The 18,119-nt window shown below is 54.1% G+C and carries 19 protein-coding genes; 11 read left to right on the top strand and 8 right to left on the bottom strand.

The features are described from left to right. Nucleotides 1-182 precede the first annotated feature (182 nt). Nucleotides 183-878, top strand: coding sequence for a LuxR C-terminal-related transcriptional regulator (locus tag ACYVAC_RS04585; RefSeq protein WP_461096402.1), 696 nt, complete (start codon nt 183-185; stop codon nt 876-878). A gap of 13 nt (nt 879-891) precedes the next feature. Here ACYVAC_RS04585 and ACYVAC_RS04580 read toward each other — a convergent pair whose 3' ends face one another. Continuing rightward, entirely contained in the window at nt 892-1,908 is a 1,017-nt protein-coding gene (locus ACYVAC_RS04580) for a LytTR family DNA-binding domain-containing protein (RefSeq protein WP_461096401.1), read from the bottom strand. A 187-nt stretch (nt 1,909-2,095) separates the two neighbouring features. Here ACYVAC_RS04580 and ACYVAC_RS04575 point away from each other — a divergent pair, with 187 nt between their 5' ends. Genes ACYVAC_RS04575 through ACYVAC_RS04555 form a run of 5 tightly spaced genes read left to right on the top strand, consistent with a single transcriptional unit; the run spans nt 2,096 to nt 4,033 of the window. Next, the gene (locus tag ACYVAC_RS04575) at nt 2,096-2,257 is read left to right on the top strand and encodes a hypothetical protein (RefSeq protein WP_461096400.1); all 162 of its coding nucleotides are present in this window, start codon (nt 2,096-2,098) and stop codon (nt 2,255-2,257) included. A 52-nt stretch (nt 2,258-2,309) separates the two neighbouring features. After that, entirely contained in the window at nt 2,310-2,471 is a 162-nt protein-coding gene (locus ACYVAC_RS04570) for a hypothetical protein (RefSeq protein ID WP_461096399.1), read from the top strand. A gap of 54 nt (nt 2,472-2,525) precedes the next feature. After that, the gene (locus ACYVAC_RS04565) at nt 2,526-2,687 is read left to right on the top strand and encodes a hypothetical protein (protein WP_461096398.1); all 162 of its coding nucleotides are present in this window, start codon (nt 2,526-2,528) and stop codon (nt 2,685-2,687) included. 52 nt (nt 2,688-2,739) lie between these two features. Further along, on the top strand, nt 2,740-2,901 hold the full coding sequence (locus tag ACYVAC_RS04560; protein ID WP_461096397.1) for a hypothetical protein: 162 nt from the start codon (nt 2,740-2,742) through the stop codon (nt 2,899-2,901). Nucleotides 2,902-2,920: 19 nt separating this feature from the next. Then, nucleotides 2,921-4,033, top strand: coding sequence for a hypothetical protein (locus tag ACYVAC_RS04555; RefSeq protein ID WP_461096396.1), 1,113 nt, complete (start codon nt 2,921-2,923; stop codon nt 4,031-4,033). 79 nt (nt 4,034-4,112) lie between these two features. On the opposite strand, the gene ACYVAC_RS04550 is transcribed toward ACYVAC_RS04555, so the two are convergent. The 3 genes from ACYVAC_RS04550 to ACYVAC_RS04540 form a co-directional block, all read right to left on the bottom strand. Beyond that, complete coding sequence (locus ACYVAC_RS04550) at nt 4,113-5,675, bottom strand: Rne/Rng family ribonuclease (protein WP_461096395.1); 1,563 nt, start codon at nt 5,673-5,675, stop codon at nt 4,113-4,115. 366 nt (nt 5,676-6,041) lie between these two features. Next, a complete protein-coding gene (locus ACYVAC_RS04545) occupies nt 6,042-6,899 on the bottom strand; it encodes a tetratricopeptide repeat protein (RefSeq protein ID WP_461096394.1) in 858 nt (285 codons plus the stop codon). Between the two features lie 33 nt (nt 6,900-6,932). Next, the gene (locus ACYVAC_RS04540) at nt 6,933-7,235 is read right to left on the bottom strand and encodes an HU family DNA-binding protein (protein WP_461096393.1); all 303 of its coding nucleotides are present in this window, start codon (nt 7,233-7,235) and stop codon (nt 6,933-6,935) included. A gap of 140 nt (nt 7,236-7,375) precedes the next feature. On the opposite strand from ACYVAC_RS04540, the gene mutY reads away from it, so the two are divergent. The 3 genes from mutY to gldE all read left to right on the top strand — a co-directional run bounded on the left by mutY (nt 7,376) and on the right by gldE (nt 10,432). Continuing rightward, nucleotides 7,376-8,464 (top strand): A/G-specific adenine glycosylase, encoded by a 1,089-nt coding sequence (gene mutY, locus ACYVAC_RS04535; protein ID WP_461096392.1) that lies wholly within the window; start codon nt 7,376-7,378, stop codon nt 8,462-8,464. 69 nt (nt 8,465-8,533) lie between these two features. Then, on the top strand, nt 8,534-9,055 hold the full coding sequence (locus ACYVAC_RS04530) for a single-stranded DNA-binding protein (RefSeq protein ID WP_461096391.1): 522 nt from the start codon (nt 8,534-8,536) through the stop codon (nt 9,053-9,055). A 36-nt stretch (nt 9,056-9,091) separates the two neighbouring features. Further along, the gene (gene gldE, locus ACYVAC_RS04525) at nt 9,092-10,432 is read left to right on the top strand and encodes a gliding motility-associated protein GldE (protein WP_461096390.1); all 1,341 of its coding nucleotides are present in this window, start codon (nt 9,092-9,094) and stop codon (nt 10,430-10,432) included. 64 nt (nt 10,433-10,496) lie between these two features. Here gldE and ACYVAC_RS04520 read toward each other — a convergent pair whose 3' ends face one another. Beyond that, nucleotides 10,497-11,588, bottom strand: a complete 1,092-nt coding sequence (locus tag ACYVAC_RS04520; RefSeq protein ID WP_461096389.1) for an LBF_2804 family protein — start codon at nt 11,586-11,588, stop codon at nt 10,497-10,499. A 76-nt stretch (nt 11,589-11,664) separates the two neighbouring features. Here ACYVAC_RS04520 and ACYVAC_RS04515 point away from each other — a divergent pair, with 76 nt between their 5' ends. Together ACYVAC_RS04515 and ACYVAC_RS04510 are read left to right on the top strand one after the other, a co-directional pair. Next, nucleotides 11,665-12,759 (top strand): DUF3500 domain-containing protein, encoded by a 1,095-nt coding sequence (locus tag ACYVAC_RS04515; RefSeq protein ID WP_461096388.1) that lies wholly within the window; start codon nt 11,665-11,667, stop codon nt 12,757-12,759. A gap of 75 nt (nt 12,760-12,834) precedes the next feature. Then, on the top strand, nt 12,835-14,436 hold the full coding sequence (locus ACYVAC_RS04510; protein ID WP_461096387.1) for a S8 family peptidase: 1,602 nt from the start codon (nt 12,835-12,837) through the stop codon (nt 14,434-14,436). An 87-nt stretch (nt 14,437-14,523) separates the two neighbouring features. Here ACYVAC_RS04510 and ACYVAC_RS04505 read toward each other — a convergent pair whose 3' ends face one another. The 3 genes from ACYVAC_RS04505 to ACYVAC_RS04495 form a co-directional block, all read right to left on the bottom strand. Next, entirely contained in the window at nt 14,524-16,125 is a 1,602-nt protein-coding gene (locus tag ACYVAC_RS04505) for a lytic transglycosylase domain-containing protein (RefSeq protein ID WP_461096386.1), read from the bottom strand. A gap of 81 nt (nt 16,126-16,206) precedes the next feature. Continuing rightward, the gene (gene gatA / locus ACYVAC_RS04500) at nt 16,207-17,643 is read right to left on the bottom strand and encodes an Asp-tRNA(Asn)/Glu-tRNA(Gln) amidotransferase subunit GatA (protein WP_461096385.1); all 1,437 of its coding nucleotides are present in this window, start codon (nt 17,641-17,643) and stop codon (nt 16,207-16,209) included. A 199-nt stretch (nt 17,644-17,842) separates the two neighbouring features. After that, a complete protein-coding gene (locus ACYVAC_RS04495; protein ID WP_461096384.1) occupies nt 17,843-18,055 on the bottom strand; it encodes a Sec-independent protein translocase subunit TatA/TatB in 213 nt (70 codons plus the stop codon). Nucleotides 18,056-18,119 lie beyond the last annotated feature (64 nt).

Genomic DNA, 18,119 nt, shown 5'->3' with positions numbered 1-18,119 from the left:
TAGGCAATCCAAGCTGGTTTGCGCGAAATCACCGTTTTTATGTGCGAAATCACCAAAATGCCGGATACGTTATGGGTGATTTCACGCATGAAAAGGGTGATTTCACACCGTACCAGTTGTACCCTAGTTCGTAAGCCCCGTAGTTTCGGAAGTTGAATGCGCTTTATATCATTGACCAGATCATGGACATGACAGCTGCTGGCAATGAGTCAGCTAAAAACTTTGCGATTCGGCGACGCGATTTTTCGATCCTGGTAGCCCAGTCCGAAGTTTTCAATTGTGAGGTATTGAGCCAACTCCTTAAAGAGCAGGGATACAATGTAGTTGGCCGGGCCGTTGAAATGGAAGACACGCTTCAGCAGATTCGGGTCAAACGACCGCAGTGTGTCATTCTGGAATCGGAAATATCAGGACGTCGCAGTTTCGATATAGTCGAAGAACTCGGCTCGTCTAATCAGCAGACCAAATTCATTCTATATACCAGCAAGCCGGATGTCAGAATGGTGGCTAAAGCCATGCAGATGGGCTTTTTCGGATTCCTTTACGCCAGCGATGGGCTTGATGAGTTATACCGTTGTTTCCAAACGGTCAGCAGCGGTGGATGTTACTACAGCCACGGTTTCATGACATTGTTGAAAAATTACGGTGTCGATATTATTTCCGATGAAACGAAAGAAGAACTCGGACGGCTGACAGATCGGGAGCGGCAGGTGCTACGGATGGTAGCGGACGGGAATACTGCCGGCGAAATTGCCGATAAGCTGGGTATCAGCTATCGCACAGCCATCAACCACAAGGCCCATATAGCAAAAAAGCTGGAACTAGGCAGCTCCAGACAATTGCCCCGTTACGGGATATCGGTTAAGAACTATCTGTAGCCTGGCTGGCCGATTAACTGGGAATCATTTCCAGCGAACTGGCTGTAGGGTTACTGCCACCTGGTTTGATACCCTGCAGCCATTCGCGAAACTCGTGCATTCGAGCCCGGGGTACAATGATCTCGTGTGAGTCTGGCGTGGATAAACGGACGATATATTTTCCGTTTTCCCAGTAAGCGAAGTTCAGGATTGCCTCCCGATTAACGATGTAGTCGCGCTTGATGCGGAAAAACTGCGTTGTGTCGAGTTCCGTCTCCAGTTCGTTCAGGGTTTTAGCCACCTGGTAGCGCCCTTTCGGCAACTCAGCATAATAAGCTCTTTCTTCAACAGTAAAGTAGAAGGCTTCGGTGGCTGGGAACGATATTTCACCAAGGGTATTCTTGCCTTTCAGGTGAATGACATTTTCGGGGCTGGTTGCCATAGCAGCTCCATTGATACTCAGCTGCGTGATTGCCTGAGCAATAAGCGCCGATTCTGATTCGGCTGCCTGCTGCGCTTTCTCCCGGGCGGCAAGGTAGTCTGACAGTAACGAGATATTGACCGATCCATACCCAATCATAAATACAGGTATGATGTATCGTAAATACATTTCTGTAGAGAACGTGCCGACGAGAAATGAAGTAACGTAGGTTGTCAACGAGTAATTCGGAAACTGTTCAAGCAAGAACCGTATCGTTTCTGTTACCGGATTAAAGACAAAAAAGGCAAGAAGGATTACGGGAAGCAATTGAAACTGGTATCTGAGGATTGCCTTCGGTGAAATAGTGATCGTGTCAATGGCAAGAAACTGATGCTGCTGGTTAAGCAAATTGAGCAGAATAACGACTGTTACCAATTCGGGTAAAATAATACTCCGAACAACCATACTCATGTATGGAACAATGCCACCAAAAGAAGTAAGTCGCTCTAATCGCACATTATACATATAGGACCAGGCAACCCCTTCCATGGTCAATGCAATCACCAGCAGAACCCCGATTCCGTAGACGGGATTCCGTAGATATTTTCTGGTCAACTGCACTGACGTCATACTGCTCATATCAATTATCAGGACTAAGTTACTAGTAATAATTGACTAATTCCTAACACATCAAGGAGTCTTTTTTGCGATTGATGCCCCCTGACGGCTGCTCTACCTTTGTAACATCAGAACGGCAAATCACAGCCTTCTGCGCTCAGAATCAGCCATCTTTTCATCTATAACGTCACCGGGTATCATGAAAAAGCAATTCGCCATCAAGACCGTTAATGCTGCAAAAAGTAACATCGTGTCGGCCGCCAAAAACGAAACGGCCAGCCTGCTCAAATTCCTCAAGCCTGCCGACTGCTGCCCAACAGCCGATTTCACCGGCCTGGTAAAGCCCTCCTTCTCTCTGTAAACACTCTATATCCACTTTCAATAGTTATCCGGTCGCTGACCAAACACGCCTTATGAAAAAGCAATTCGCCATCAAGACTATCAGTGCTGCTAAAACTAACATCGTATCGGCTGCCAAGAATGAAACGGCCAGCCTGCTCAAATTCCTCAAGCCTGCCGACTGCTGCCCAACAGCCGAGTTTACCGGCCTAGTAAAGCCCTCCTTCTCTCTGTAATCTATCTATTTCGACTTTTTACTTCCACTCAGGTCACCGACCTGACTCCCTCGTATGAAAAAGCAATTCGCCATCAAAACCGTCAGTGCTGCAAAAAGTAACATCGTGTCGGCCGCCAAAAACGAAACGGCCAGCCTGCTCAAATTCCTCAAGCCTGCCGACTGCTGCCCAACAGCCGATTTCACCGGCCTGGTAAAGCCCTCCTTCTCTCTGTAAACACTCTATATCCACTTTCAATAGTTATCCGGTCGCTGACCAAACACGCCTTATGAAAAAGCAATTCGCCATTAAGACTATCAGTGCTGCTAAAACTAACATCGTATCGGCTGCTAAGAATGAAACGGCCAGCCTGCTCAAATTCCTCAAGCCTGCTGACTGCTGCCCAACAGCCGATTTCACCGGCCTGGTAAAGCCAACCCTGTCGATTTAACTGTCAATTTCCTACTGCTATGTCTTCCGCTCTGCGTCTGTACAAAGAAGAACTTGCCCGCTGCCAGGCACATTTCGAGAAAGTCGATTTGAAGCAGGAAAGGGGATACCTCATGAAGTTCACCACCTTCTCGGCAAACGTGGAGAACATCATGCCTCGCATCCCGCGCAGTGAGCACGAAGCCCTATTTCGGGACCTCTTATTACAGCAGATTTTTACCACCTTCGATCATACGTGCCTGACGGCCGGTGATCTGGCAAAAATCGAAGGGGATGGACTGGCAAACCCTGGTGAGGGCGCACGAATCTATTGCACCTATCACCTTGGCTCTTACCGCATGCTGACAAGTGTGCTGTACCGGAAGGGAGTCGACTGCGTGTTGCTCGTTGGCAGCAATATGCACCAGAGTCAGGGCGATGATCTGACAGCACACATTGACGCGCTACGTCGGGAGCGGGGCCTCAACAACCTGTTTCGCATTGTGGATGCGGGGCACCCATCGGCGGCTCTGTCGGTGTTGCGGGAACTCAAGGCGGGGCGTTCGCTGATCGTGTATGTCGACGGAAGTCCTGAGACGGCCCCCGAGCCGGGCGATGAAGCTCAGTTTCTGTCGGTGCAGTTTGGTCAGCGGGAAGTACTTACCCGCAAAGGGGTCGGCTACTTATCACACGCTGCGGGAGTACCCATCGTTCCGGTGGTGAGTCATCGGGAGGCCGATTTTACCAACGTGCTGCAGTGCCTGGACACAATCCGGCCTGAAGCCGGCAGCGATCGGGAAGAGTACTGTCGGCAGGCGCTCCAGCAGCTTTACAACGGTTTCTGGGACGTGCTGAATCGGTATCCGTCGCAGTGGGAAGGGTGGAATTATATTCAGTCGTTTCTGAAACCCGAAGCGCCGGCCCAACATAAAACCCGTGGCTTGGTGACACGGCCTGTTTTCAACGTCGACCGATACTCACTCTGCGAACTGGAACAGGCATCGATTCTGTTCGACCGGCGACTGTACCAGACTTACGAGATTACTGATGATCTGCGTGACCTGCTGCTGAATATCAATACGGTCGATTCGGTACAGGGGCTTGTAGGCGATGAGATGTTTAATGAACTGATCGGTATGGAGGTTCTGTGCTAACCGTAATGCGTACATATAAAAAAAGGGGTCTCTACGGAGAACCCCTTTTTTTATGCCCGGAAGCGAAATCGGTTGTTCGTTACGACCCGCTCCCTGTTTCGATTACTTCGCCCGCTTTGTTGAAGAACTTGAAGTTCACAATACCGAGCGAACTGTCTTTGACGAGCTTAACCCACGTTTTGTATTTCATATACCATTGCATCTGTTTGGAATACAGGCCCTTGGTATAGTGCGCATACAGGAAAGGGTGCATGGCAATTGAAATACCCCGTTCGTTTTGCTTGGTAAGGATATAATCGAGATTGTTCTCGATGATGTCGGTAACCAGTACACTGGCCTGAATGGTGCCGGTGCCGCCACAGGTTGGGCAAACCTCCCGCGTGACGATATTCATTTCGGGCCGTACCCGCTGGCGGGTTATCTGCATCAGCCCAAATTTGGTCAGAGGTAGGATGGTAAACTTCGACCGGTCGGGTTTCATTTCGTCGCGCATGATGTCCTGCAGGAGCTTTTTGTTCTCTGCTTTTTTCATGTCGATGAAATCGACTACGATAATACCGCCCATATCGCGCAGCCGGAGCTGGCGGGCAATCTCTTTGGCTGCTTCGCGGTTGACGCTGATGGCAGTTGCTTCCTGATCTTCTTCGGAATTCGACTTATTGCCACTGTTCACGTCGATTACGTGCAGGGCTTCGGTGTGTTCGATAATCAGGTAGCCGCCACCCGGTAAACTCACCGATCGGCCAAACAATGATTTTAATTGTTTCTCGAGCCCCAGCGCTTCAAACACTTTGGTTTTGCCGGAGTGGAGTTTGACAATCTTCTCCTTATCAGGGGCAATGGTGTGAATAAACTGCCGGATCTCTTCGAACGATTCGCGGGTATCGACCGTGATGCTCTCGAAGGTTTCATTCAGCATATCGCGCAGAATAGACGAAGCCCGGTTCATCTCGCCCAGTACCCGGTCGCGGGGTTTGGCTTCCGAGAGCGCTTTGACAGCCTGCTCCCATTTGGCCAGCGAGTTCTGAAGGTCGCGGTCAAGTTCCTCAACGTCTTTATCCTGCGCAACGGTGCGTACGATAATGCCGAAGTTTTGCGGCTTGAGCGAGACCATTAGCCGCTGCAGTCGGGTACGTTCGGCCCGGTCGGTGATCTTTTTCGACAAGTTGACCCCGTCCGAAAAAGGAACCAGTACCAGATAGCGGCCGGCAATGGAAATGTCGCAGGAAAGGCGTGGACCTTTGGTTGAGATAGGTTCTTTCACTATCTGAACCAGAATCGGGGTATTTTTGGTCAGTACCTTATCGATCTTCCCGATCTTATCGATAGCCGGTTCGAGGGTTACCCCGTTGAGCCGACCCGTGGTGACGCGTTTAGCAATTACGTCTTTGACAAACTTGTTGAGCGAATTGATATTTGGGCCCAGGTCCTGATAATGCAGAAAACCATCCTTCTCATGCCCTACGTCGACAAATGCCGCGTTGAGGCCCGAGGATAGTTTCTTGACAGTTCCTAAATAAAGGTCGCCAACGGTGAAGCTGCTGTCTAACTCTTCTTCGTGATACTCCAGCAGTCTCTTGTTTTGCAAGAGTGCAATCCGATCACCTTTCTGAGTCGAACTGATAACTAATTCATTACTCACAAGATGAATGAACGGTTAGAATGGCTTTATAGAAAAAGAAAGAAGCCACGTTCGGACATAACAGACCGGCACGAGGCTTCCGTAAACAGGGCTTGGTATTCGGTGAGTTGGTTTCCGGCAAACTAGCCTCAGGCATTGCAACAGCCAGAAACTGCCCAACTAAATACCGATACCTATTTTTTCTTATGCCGGTTTTTTCTGAGCCGTTTCTTCCGCTTGTGGGTGGCAATCTTGTGCCGTTTCCGTTTCTTACCGCAAGGCATAGTGTAAACAGTGTTTAAGGTTTATAATATGTGTCGGCCGACCACCCGGTCTGGCCCAAAAGTCATGCACACCGAAGACACCTGTATTCGGTCGTACACGGTTTTACTTCAGCCGTTCTTCGTATTCCTGAACAGCGGCTAGTATTTGCGGGTCTTTCTCCTGCTTCTTTACGTCAGCCAGCACCTTACGGGCTTCCGCCTTCTGCCCGGCTTCGGCCAGGCTCACACCCAAGTAAAACTGAGCCTTACGGCTGCCCGGGTTATTCGTCAGGATTTGCCGGAACCGATCGATTGCCTTGCCATACTGGCCCGACCGCATCGACAGCATGCCGAGATTGAACAGGGCCAGTTCGTTGGTTGGATCCTGCGCCAGCACCGACCGAAGCATGGCAATGCCCTGCATTGGGTTGTCGGTATTGACGTAGGTCATGGCCATATTGGCCTTTGCTACCAGCCGGTTGGGATTGATAGCCAGTACTTTCTGATAGAAAGACCGGGTCTGTTCACCCAGAGAAGCCGTCTTTTGCTCGTCGACTGCAAAGGTATAGGCTTCGAAGTAGGCGTCACCTGCCCGGAGCAGATTAGGCTCCGTAGGCTGGCGATTGGCCAACAGGCCGGCATAGTGAGCCGCACTATCGTAACGGCTCACCTGCCTGAACTCTTCAATCAGCTGGAGGGCGGCTTTTTCCAGGTTGGCCGGGGTGGCCGTCAGGTAAGTCTGCCGCAGCTGATTCACGCGTTGTTGCTGTTGGGGCGTTATTGGCGCTTCATGAATTTCGGATCGGTCGGTGGCTGCCCCCGTCGTGACGCTACGCTGGCCAGACCCCGGTTCAACTCGTCCGCTGGAACTCGCCGAACTGAGTTGCTTTTCGGTATTGCGCACCACAACCTTCGGGCGGGTATACAACCCAACCGTGAGGGCCGAGGCCAGCACAATAACAAGCAACACGTATCTATTCATAAGGAGTCAATAACGGGCCCAACTGGTTCAGCCTTAAGCGGCTGCTACTTTGGCTTTTTCGCTGGTTTTCACCTGCTCAACAAACACCTTAGCCGGCTTGAAGCTAGGGATAAAGTGTTCGTCGATCACCATAGCGGTGTTCTGAGAAATGTTCCGAGCTACTTTCTTTGCTCTCTTTTTGTTGATGAAACTGCCGAACCCTCTAACGTAGATGTTCTCTCCCTCGGCCAATGAGTCTTTAACCACCGAAAAGAAGGTTTCGAGCGTGTTGGTCACTTCGGCCTTATCGATTCCGGTCTTATCGGCGATCTCTGCAATTACGTCTGCTTTCGTCACGACTTCTTAAACTTTAACGTTTACTGTGTTGTTGAAAATTCAGGTGTCAAAAATGAGACCGCAAAGGTAGGGCTTTTCGGTATATTTAAAAACTTCACCGCTGTCGTTTTCCTTCCAACGCTGCATTTCCCGTTTTTATTTTGGATTGGCAATCAGACGCTAACGCAACCAAAACCACCTTCGCCCCCACGCTCGAGCGCTGGTATGCGCGCCACAAGCGCGACCTGCCCTGGCGCCACACAACCGACCCGTATCGCATCTGGCTCTCGGAGGTTATTCTGCAGCAAACGCGTGTAGCGCAGGGGATGCCCTACTACCTGCGCTTCACAGAAGCGTATCCGACCGTGGCCGATATGGCCCGCGCCGATGAGCGCGATCTGCTGCGGTTGTGGCAGGGGCTGGGGTATTATTCCCGCGCCCGTAACCTGCACCAGACCGCCCGCTATATTAACGAACAGCTGAACGGACAGTTCCCTGACACCTTCGCGGATCTGCTCAAGCTAAAAGGGATCGGGGTCTATACGGCTGCGGCTATTGGCTCGTTTGCCTTTGGTGAGCGGGTACCGGTGGTCGACGGAAACGTGTACCGGGTGCTGGCGCGTGTGTTCGGCATTACCGATGATATTACGACCACTGGTGCCAGGAAAACATTTGCTGCGCTGGCTCATGAACTGATTCAGCCGGCTGCCGATCCGGCCACCTATAATCAGGCCATTATGGAGTTTGGGGCCATCCAGTGTACCCCCGTCTCTCCCGATTGTTTGTTGTGTCCGTTGCAGCAGGCCTGTGTGGCATTTCAAACCGGACGCCAGCAGCAGTTACCCGTAAAGGCACGGAAAGCACCGGTCCGCGAACGCTTTTTCAACTACCTTGTTTTTCGCCAGGGCAATCGCCTGGCGTTGCGCGAGCGCACAGGCCGCGACATCTGGCAAAATTTGCATGAATTCTGGTTGCAGGAAACCGACGAGCCGGCCGATAGCCTGCGGGCGCTGGTACTGCCCGAGCCGGTAGCTCAACTGGTGGCACAGGGCCGCCCGGCCGGACCGGCGGTGCCCGCCGTGCAACTGCTCTCGCACCAGCGCATACGGGCGATGTTTCACCTGATCGACCTGCCCGAGGGCTGGATCGGTACGCTGCCCGACGGCCTGAACTGGTTTTCGGCCGCCGAAATTAATCAGTTGCCAAAGCCCGTTCTGATCACCGGATATTGGTCGCAATTGTTTGGATAACTGCGTAACTTTCAGTACTTTTATTGAGCAAAACCCTTATTTCTAACGTAATAAAACAGCAAAAAGACTATGGCTGGTGTGAACAAAGTGATCTTACTCGGTAATCTGGGAAGCGACCCCGAAGTGCGCCATCTGGAAGGCGGATCAGTCGTGGCCCGGTTCAACATTGCGACCTCGGAGGCTTATACCAGCCGGACCGGTGAGCGGGTTGAGCAAACCGAGTGGCACCGGATTGAATTATGGGATAACCTCGCAAAAATTGCCGAGCAGTATCTCCGGAAAGGAAATCAGGTCTATATTGAAGGAAAAATTAAATCGGAGAGCTGGAAAGATAAAGATGGCGTCGAGAAAACGGGCATTCGTATTCGGGCAACGAGTATGACGCTGGTGGGCGGGCGGCCAAACGCGGGCGATGGATCGGACAACACCTACGATTCGCCGGCCGCACAGGCTCCGCAGCAGGCGCAGCCGGCAACGGCACCCCGGCCTCAGGCGGCTCCGGCGCCCCAGCCCGCTCCCCGTCAGCAAACAGCGCGTCGGGAGCCCGACCCGGTGTTTGAACCCAGTGGTGATGACGACCTTCCGTTCTGATTCACGGCTCCAGTGCTGAACCAATAGTAACGATACATGGACCCTGGTGATCCTCTTCCCCGACAGGTGCTCCCAGCCGTAGATGGCTGGGGCACCTATTTTGATTTATACGGCCCCTATGCGGCCCTCATCCTGTTGCTGATTACACTGGCCGGCCTGGTGTCGGCGTCGGAGGCTGCGTTCTTTTCGCTCTCCGCCGACGATCAGGCCCGTTGCCGCGACAGCAACGAACAGGGATATCAGCAAATCGCTACCCTGCTGCAACGACCCAAACGCCTGCTGGCGTCGCTCGTTATCTTCAATAATCTAGTCAACATTCTCATTGTTGTGATCGTCAGCTTTCTGACGTGGGAGTTTCTGCAGCGATCCAACAGTTCGATGTGGATACTGGCTGTGGTAACGCTGATCATAACGCTGGCGATTGTGCTGTTTGGCGAAATTGTTCCCAAAGCGTACGCCAGTCAGAATAACCTGCGCGTAGCCCGTCGAACGGCGTCGCTGGCATCGGCGGGGCTGCTGGTGTTCAAGCCGCTGGCTCTGCTGCTGGTCAACCTGAGCAATCAGGTCGACAAACGGATCGAACGCCGGGGCTATAAACTGTCGGCCGAAGAATTGAGCCAGGCCGTTGAACTGACCGGTGCCGAAGCCACTACCGAGGAGAAGGAGATTCTGAAGGGAATTGTCAATTTCAGCAACCTGACGGCCCGGCAGGTGATGCGTACCCGGCTGGACATTTCGGCGGTGAGCGACGAGTTGAGTTTCGGCGAACTGATCGAGCAAATCAACGCATCGGGCTATTCGCGGGTACCTGTCTATCACGAATCGCTCGATCGGATCGAAGGAATCGTTTACATCAAGGATTTACTGCCTCATATTCACCAGCATAGCGACTTCAGCTGGCAGTCGCTGCTGCGGCCGGTGTTTTTTATACCGGAGAACAAGAAAGTCGATGATTTGCTGCACGATTTCCAGAAAAAGCGCGTGCACATGGCCATCGTTGTCGACGAATATGGCGGTACGCGCGGACTGGTGACGCTTGAGGATATTATCGAAGAAATTTTCGGGGATATCAACGACGAATTTGATGACGAAACGCCGGAGGGCTATCAGCGCGAAGACGAGCGGACGGTGGTTTTTGAAGGCAAAATTCCCCTGACCGATGTATGCCGGGTGCTGAATGTCGACGCAACTACCTTCGAAACGATGCAGGGCGACAGCGAATCGCTCGGCGGGCTGCTCCTCGAACTGTTCGGGCGGCTGCCACAGGCGGGTGACCGGACAGAGTACGCGGGTTTCTCATTTCAGATTATCGATGCCGATGATAAGCGCATCAACTCGGTTCGGGTAATACGGTTGCCAAACGCTAATCCCGTATAAACTAAGACCAGCTTGCTTTTTCTATTGGAAGCCCGGCCCGCTGCCGGGCTTTTGTGTATGGCAGTTATACCCAGAGGCCCCGGCCGGCGGTGTAGTCGCGACTAAGTTGCCGGAGATCATCGATCGTATAGTGCGTGAGCGCCCGATGACTCAACGCCCGAAAGCGTTTTTTTTCAGTCCGGGTGAAGTGCCCGTCGATAAGCATGGCGAAAATCAGAATCCGCTCAAAACTCTGTTGCATATGGGGCGGAAGCTGGGCCATTTGATCGATAAAAGGAACCGAAGATGGTGGTATCTCAGACAGGCAAAAGCGGTCTGTAAAGGTTTCGGCCAGCAACAGATGGGCGTAATGGTGTTGCTGATCGGCCAGGCCGGCGTAGTGCAGCGCGTTAGGAATAAGGGACCGAAAGCTTTCATCATCGCGCCACTCCTCACGAAGCTCATTCACGAAACTGCGAACGGTCAATGGGGCCATAACCCGAATTTTGGTTTCGTGCATAATTTGCCAGCCTACGTAAGCCGACCAGGCGGCATACACCAGCGCCCCCGATACCCAAAGCAGACTGGTGGCCAGATACGGCTGCAGCCCCCAGACCAGACCCGCCACCAGCCCAAAAGCCCCCAGTAAATTAAGCCCGACGAACAGGTAGAGACCCCAGCGAGGCAAGGTTAGAAAAGGAGCCGGATCGAGCCGTAGCCAGGCATAACTCAGTTGGCGGGTCGATGCCTTTTTCATTTGCTGCAGGTGGTGACTGTACTGCGCATCGTAGGCATACGGGAAGTGGCAGATATGCATGATAGCCTTGGCCGCCAGGAGTGTAAGCGACAGAACTACGTGCAGCTGAATGTACAGTAGTAATAAGGCGTAGACGCCGACGAGCAGGGGAAGCGACACCCCAAGCGCCGGGAGAACCGTCGGTATAAAGAGCGAAGGCCAGAAAAATTGAGGGCCGTAAAAAAGAACTATTGTCAGTAAGCCAGCCAGCATGATCAGACCCCCCACCACTACCACCGTCCGCCGGATCAGTACCGATTCGCTTTCGTGCAGTACGAACGGCTCATCGGTCGGATGCGTCGTATCGAGCGCCCGGCGCAGATAACGCATCGCCAGGTGATCGAATGGTCCGGAATAGGGATGGGGAGGCCGATTGGACATGGTGGGTGGGGCCAGTGGACATAGTAACTCGTTTCTAACTAGCAGAAGGTGTTTGTTGTTGATTAAAAAAATTAGTATGCGCACAATCACATCCCGTGTTATCCTGATTATGAGCCTGTGGCTAATCCTGATCAGTGTTGTATCAGGACAGGCTCGTCGGCCGGCAGCCCCCACCCGGATCCGCAACGAAGTGCGCGAGCGGGTCGATGCATTTATCCGTCTGCTTACCCCAGCCCAGCGGCAGCAGGCGTTGTTCGGGTTCAACGACGAAGAGCGTTTCGATTGGCATTACGTGCCCCGCGCGCGCAAAGGGCTACCCTTGCGGGCCATGACACCGCCCCAGCGCGAAGCGGCTATGGCGCTGTTGAAGAGCAGCCTGAGTCAGGAAGGCTACGAACGGGCCGTCGGTATCATGGATCTGGAGAATGTGCTGCGGGTAATTGAGAAACGACCGGCCACCGACACGTACCGCGATCCGGGGCAGTACGCGTTTTCGATTTTTGGCGATCCAGCCGGCGCGGCTCCCTGGAGCTGGCGCGTTGACGGGCACCATCTATCGCTGCATTTCTTGCTGGTGACAACCAGCGATGGGGGAGGGCAGGTGCTGGCGCAGACACCCACGTTTTTTGGCAGTAATCCGGCCGAGGTACGGGTCGACGTGCCTCAGAAGAGCAAACAGATTCTGCGTGAGGAAACCGAGCAGGCCTTTGCGCTGCTGGCGTCGCTCGACGCGCCCCGGCGTAGTAAGGCAGTACTCGATGCAGTGGCTTACCCGGACATCGTAACCGGAAACCGGCGGCAGATATCGCTGGAACAGCAGGATGGTCTGCGCCTGGGCGATATGACCGATGCCCAGCGAAGGCTGTTCATGACGCTGCTACGCACGTACCTGAACCGGTATCCGATTACGCTGGCCAATCAGCAGCTGGCCAAACTGACAAAAACAGGCCTCGACGAGTTGCGGTTTGCCTGGGCCGGCGACCTGACTCCCGAACTGGGGGCTGGTAAAGGCTGGTACTACCGCATTCACGGACCAACGATTCTGATCGAATACGACAACACGCAGAATCAGGCTAATCATATTCACACGGTCGTGCGGGACTTGACCAATGATTTTGGCTTCGACGCCCTTCAGCAACACTACCAATCGACCGCACACGGGAAGCCCTGACAAAATTTTATGGATTTTTTCGGCCTTTAGCGGTTAGCCTGGACTTATTTTATCCAAATTTTTCGTTTTCCATTCATGAATAAAATCCTCCTATGGGCGTCGGCTGGTTTGCTCACCGCAACAACCGCAACGGCGCAGGAATCGCAGTGGTATCTGCGTGATAAAACCGACAGTACCGCCGGCATCAGTGTCGACCGTACTTATCGCGAATTACTGGCGGGGCGCAAACCCACACCCGTGGTTGTAGCCGTCATCGATGGGGGTATCGATACGGCCCACGTCGATCTGAAACGGGTGCTCTGGAACAATCCCCGCGAAATAGCCGGTAACGGCAAAGACGACGATAAGAACGGCTATGTCGATGATGTACACGGCTGGAATTTTATCGGAGGTAAAGACGGGCGGAATGTAAGCTACGAAACCGTGGAGATAACACGGATATACGTGAAGCTGAAGCCGCTGTATGAAGGTAAAGACCGCAAAACGCTGAAGCCGGCTCAGCAGAAAGAATACGATCTGTATCAGAAGGCCAAGGCTGACGTGGAGAAAAACCGTGCCCAGTACAAAGCACAGTACGAGGGTATTCAGGGCTTTTATACCCAGTATGCCGCAGCGGTCGATGCCATCAAAAAAGCGCTGAATGTGTCGAAGCTCGATACGGTCACGTTGGCGCGGGCGCTCGATACGCTGTCCGATGCGTCGCTCAAACGCCCGGTAGGCGGCATCTTGCGGGTGCTGCGTCAGCAGGGCGCGGCCGATGCCGATGTGATGAAAGACGAGCTGGGCAAGTACAACGAGCAGCTGAAAACCCGCGCCGAATACAACTACAATCCCGACTTTGAAACCCGGTCGATTGTAGGCGATAATCCCGATGATGTGAATCAGCGCGACTACGGCAATGCGGATATCAAAGGACCGGATGCCGATCACGGTACACACGTGGCTGGTATTATCGGCGCCGATCGGACCAACAATGCCGGCGTGCTGGGTATTGCCGATGCGGTTCAGATCATGGGTGTTCGGGCGGTTCCCAACGGCGACGAACGGGATAAAGATGTGGCCAATGCCATTCGCTACGCGGTCGATAATGGCGCGCAGATCATCAACATGAGCTTTGGTAAAGATTACTCGCCCCAGCGGAAGGCGGTTGAAGATGCCGAACGGTATGCGCTGGCCAAAGGCGTGTTGATGATACATGCAGCCGGCAACGACGGCAAAGACATCGATACCGCCATGAACTACCCGGCCCCCCGGTTCGAAGATGGGGGCGCTATTGCCAACGTGATCACGGTTGGCGCCAGCGCTGAGTCGGTAAGCCCCGAACTGGTGGCGAGTTTCTCAAACTATGGCAAACAGAACGTCGATGTTTTTGCCCCCGGTAAAGACATTTATTCAACTGTGCCCGGCAGTAAATATGAGAACAACAGTGGCACCAGCATGGCCTCGCCTGTCGTGGCCGGGGTGGCTGCCGTCCTGAAATCGTATTTCCCCCGCCTGACCTACGCCGATATCAAGCGTATCATCATGGCATCGGCTACGCCTTACAAAACAAGCGTTCGCCGGCCCGAGTCGGATAAGATGGTCGAGTTCAGCAGCCTCTCTAAAACGGGCGGTATCGTCAACCTCTATGAAGCGGTGAAACTGGCGCTGGCCGAAGAGAAAGCGAAAACGCGCTAAACGCCCGAATCAAGTTCAGAAACAGCAACGGGTTGCCCAATTGGGCAACCCGTTGCTGTTTCTGAACCGTATAGTTTTGTATGCCCGTCAGCCGACAATCAGTTTCTGACCGGGTTTGAGTGCATTGGTTTTGATGTTGTTCAGTTTTTTCAGCCGGTCAATGGTCAGGCCGTCGTAGCGCTGAGCAATGTTCCAGAGCGTGTCGCCCTCCTGCACACGGTGGTAGCGGGGCTTGTAGTGCTGTGTTCTGGCCACCACCTCCGCTTTTTTCTTTGCCTTGGGTGTACCCTGATCGGCCAGCCGCTCAGCGCGCGTTTCGGTCGACTCTTTCAGAATAACCAGCGTCTGACCGGGTTGCAGGGTGTTCGATCTAAGGTGGTTCCAGCGTTTTAGATCATACATGTCGACCCCGAACCGATCGGCAAGGTCGCCGAGGTTATCTTTCCGGCGCACGGTGTAGGTCTGTTTGCGGGGCTTGCGCAGCACAACTGTTTCTACGTCTTCTTCTGGTTCGTCGGCGGGTTCGGCAATGGCCAGTTTGGCGGCTACCGTGGCGGGTTTGTCGGCAGGTTGAGTGTCATCCAGCGGGGTAGCTTCAAGCGTCATGGCACTCAGGCCATTAACGCTCAGTTTGGACCAGTCGCGGGCCGAGTCGCCCCCGTAGCGTACGTTTTCGGCCGAAGCCATCAGCATGTGGTCCATAACAACCGGCATCCGGCCGGCTGAGTCCATGATGGCCCGGCGGTGTGCGCGGACATAGGGAATGTGCTGGCGGGGCACCCGTAGCGGGTAATGGTCGGTGTACTCGGGCAGAATGGCCGTTGTAATGGCCGGATTCATTTTCTGCAGCTCGGTGAGCGGCACGTTGCCGTGTTTGGCAAACGTTTCGAGGTTGAAATAACCGGAGATGTGAAGCGTATCGGTTGGGATCGGGTGCTGAAAATTTTCACCCACAATCCCATGTTCGGCCGCGTAGTTCAGTATGTAGGTGAAGGCCACAAACTGCGGCACGTAGCCCCGGGTTTCTTTGGGAAGTCCATCGTAGATCGTGTAGAACGTGGTGCCACCGGTTCGGCGCATGGCCCGCTTAACAGCGCCGGGGCCACAGTTATAGGCCGCCATAGCCAGTTCCCAGTCTTCGAAAATGTCGTACAGATCGCGCAGGTACTTACAGGCCGCTTCGGTAGCCTTTACCGGGTCCATCCGTTCATCGATATAATCATCCTGGTAGAGCCGCATGTCGCGGCCGGTGCCGGGCATGAACTGCCAGAGACCACCCGCCCCCGCGTGCGACACGGCGCGGGGATTCAGTGAAGACTCAACCACCGACAGGTATTTCAGTTCATCGGGCAGTCCATACTGCGCCAGCATTTTTTCGTAGAGCGGGAAAAAGAGGGGCATCCGCTCCAGCATGGTTTTGGTCGTGCTGGCCTTCCGGAAGGTAAAGTAATCGACGTAGGCCTGAACCGCTTTGTGGTAATTGAGCGGAATGTCTTTCTGAAGGATGGCCAGCCGTTGGCGAAGAAGGGTATCGGGAACAGTAGGCACCGCAGCCACGGTATCACGGCGAATCTGAGCGGTACTATCGGCTGTGGCCTGCTGGGCAGACGATGGTGTTGCGGTTACTAGCAGCAGGCCAAACAGGCTGCCGGCTCCCAGAAACCGCCACAAGTACTGGTTCAAACGCATGGACGTCGGGGTTTTCTGACTAGACTAGCAAGGTGGGTGAGACCCTGAATTTACTCTATACAACGGGTAAGGTTGCTGCCGCTACTGCAATAATCGGCCCACCCTGATCAGTTTGGCTTCCGAAAATGGGGGTGTCATCAGCTGCAGACCTATGGGCATGGCCGGTTTACCAGCCGATTCGGCATCGCTGCCGTTTGGTATGGAAACGGCCGGATAGCCTGTTACATTGGCTAATACCGTAAAAATATCGCCGAGGTACATCTGCAGGGGATCGCTCGTTTTTTCGCCCAGCCGGTAGGCAACGGTAGGGGCTGTGGGCGTCAGCAGCACGTCGTACTGACTGAAGAGCGTTTCCATCGCCTGCTGCACCAGCCGCCGGACACGCTGGGCTTTGGTATAATAGGCATCGTAGTAGCTTGCGCTCAGCACAAACGTACCCAGCAGAATCCGGCGCCGGACCTCGGCGCCAAAACCTTCGGTGCGGCTTTTCTTGTAGAGCGACAGTAGATCAGGGGTTGTGGCGCTGCGATAGCCGTACCGGACACCATCAAACCGCGACAGGTTTGACGACGCTTCGGCTGTGGTCAGGATGTAGTAGGTTGGGAGCAGGTACTTCAGCAGGGCAATATCGACCGGTTCGACCTGGTGTCCTGCCGCTCGCAGGGCATCGAGTTTATGCTGCGTGGCGGCCCGAACCGCCGGATCGACTCCTTCGCTTTCGACGCCGTCGCGCAGGTAGGCGATGCGCAGGGGAGTCGTCTGCCCGGCCGGACTGGGGGCGCTGTAGGCATCGACCGGCTGGCTCGATACCGTGCTGTCGAAGTCGTCGGGGCCGGCCATGATTTCGAGCAGCAGAGCGGCATCGTCGAGGTTGTTGGCAATGGGGCCAATGCAGTCGAACGACGACGCATAGGCAATCAGGCCCCAGCGGCTGATGCGGCCGTAGGTTGGCTTAAGCCCGACCACGCCACAGAAGGCTGCCGGCTGCCGCACCGATCCACCCGTATCGGAACCGATGCTGGCCAGGCACAGGCCCGCCTGTACGGCCACCGCCGAGCCGCCACTCGATCCGCCCGGCACCCGTGTTGGGTCGGCCGCGTTCAGGGCCGGGCCAAAGGCCGAATTCTCGTTCGAAGAGCCCATGGCAAACTCGTCGCAGTTTTGCCGGCCAATGATAATCACATCCTCGGCAAGTAGCCGCTCCACGGCCGTCGCCGTAAATTGAGCCGTGAAATTGTCCAGAATACGGCTCCCTGCGCGCAGCCCGTGGTCGGCGTAGCACAACACGTCTTTAATGCCGATAACCATACCCGCAAGCCGACCGGCTGTCCCGGCAGCCAGTCGCTGGTCGATCGCATCGGCGCGGCTCAGGCTCTCGTCGGCATACACCTCCGTAAACGCGTTGAGGTGGGTTTGTTCGGCAATGCGGGTGAGGTAGTGTTCAACCAGTTGGCGGCAGGAAATAGCCCCGCGCCGGAGGTCTGTCTGGATAGCAGCAAAAGAGCGGTAGTCGGTCAAAACAATCGAGGTTAACCCCGTTTGGCAACCGCAAACGGGATGGTGTAAACGAACCGGCAAGCGTAAGGCCGGTGGGCCAGCGATAGGGGGAAAGCTATTGCCCCCTGCCTGCCGCAAAGAACGGTATAAAACAAAAACGGACAAGCAGGCTGCTCCATTTTGGGGCAGCCTGCTTGTCCGTTTCTATGTGATTACCCGATTACTTCGAGTGTGTATCCGTCTCTTTGAGGCTATCTTCGATATTCTCGCGAACATCTTTGGTAGCATCCTTGAACTCGCGGATACCTTTACCCAGGCCCCGTGCCAGTTCAGGGATTTTCTTGGCACCGAACAACAGAAGCAGTGCTAAGAAAATGAAGATCATTTCCTGACCGCCCAAACCCATAATACCTAAAATGCTTGCAGAAATCATGACTTCTCGGATTTGAATGTATGCAAAAGTAAAAAACTACGCTGGACTACCCTATTAAAAGCGG

Source organism: Spirosoma luteolum (assembly GCF_054778875.1).
This window is presented reverse-complemented; position numbering and strand designations above follow the sequence as displayed.

Coding starts and splice junctions, on each gene's coding strand:
- gldE (WP_461096390.1), top strand. CDS start 9,092: ATGGACCCTGGTGATCCTCTTCCCCGACAGGTGCTCCCAGCCGTAGAT.
- ACYVAC_RS04580 (WP_461096401.1), bottom strand. CDS start 1,908: ATGACGTCAGTGCAGTTGACCAGAAAATATCTACGGAATCCCGTCTAC.
- ACYVAC_RS04510 (WP_461096387.1), top strand. CDS start 12,835: ATGAATAAAATCCTCCTATGGGCGTCGGCTGGTTTGCTCACCGCAACA.
- ACYVAC_RS04570 (WP_461096399.1), top strand. CDS start 2,310: ATGAAAAAGCAATTCGCCATCAAGACTATCAGTGCTGCTAAAACTAAC.
- ACYVAC_RS04495 (WP_461096384.1), bottom strand. CDS start 18,055: ATGATTTCTGCAAGCATTTTAGGTATTATGGGTTTGGGCGGTCAGGAA.
- ACYVAC_RS04565 (WP_461096398.1), top strand. CDS start 2,526: ATGAAAAAGCAATTCGCCATCAAAACCGTCAGTGCTGCAAAAAGTAAC.
- ACYVAC_RS04585 (WP_461096402.1), top strand. CDS start 183: ATGGACATGACAGCTGCTGGCAATGAGTCAGCTAAAAACTTTGCGATT.
- ACYVAC_RS04530 (WP_461096391.1), top strand. CDS start 8,534: ATGGCTGGTGTGAACAAAGTGATCTTACTCGGTAATCTGGGAAGCGAC.
- ACYVAC_RS04560 (WP_461096397.1), top strand. CDS start 2,740: ATGAAAAAGCAATTCGCCATTAAGACTATCAGTGCTGCTAAAACTAAC.
- ACYVAC_RS04555 (WP_461096396.1), top strand. CDS start 2,921: ATGTCTTCCGCTCTGCGTCTGTACAAAGAAGAACTTGCCCGCTGCCAG.
- ACYVAC_RS04520 (WP_461096389.1), bottom strand. CDS start 11,588: ATGTCCAATCGGCCTCCCCATCCCTATTCCGGACCATTCGATCACCTG.
- ACYVAC_RS04515 (WP_461096388.1), top strand. CDS start 11,665: ATGCGCACAATCACATCCCGTGTTATCCTGATTATGAGCCTGTGGCTA.
- ACYVAC_RS04505 (WP_461096386.1), bottom strand. CDS start 16,125: ATGCGTTTGAACCAGTACTTGTGGCGGTTTCTGGGAGCCGGCAGCCTG.
- ACYVAC_RS04575 (WP_461096400.1), top strand. CDS start 2,096: ATGAAAAAGCAATTCGCCATCAAGACCGTTAATGCTGCAAAAAGTAAC.
- ACYVAC_RS04545 (WP_461096394.1), bottom strand. CDS start 6,899: ATGAATAGATACGTGTTGCTTGTTATTGTGCTGGCCTCGGCCCTCACG.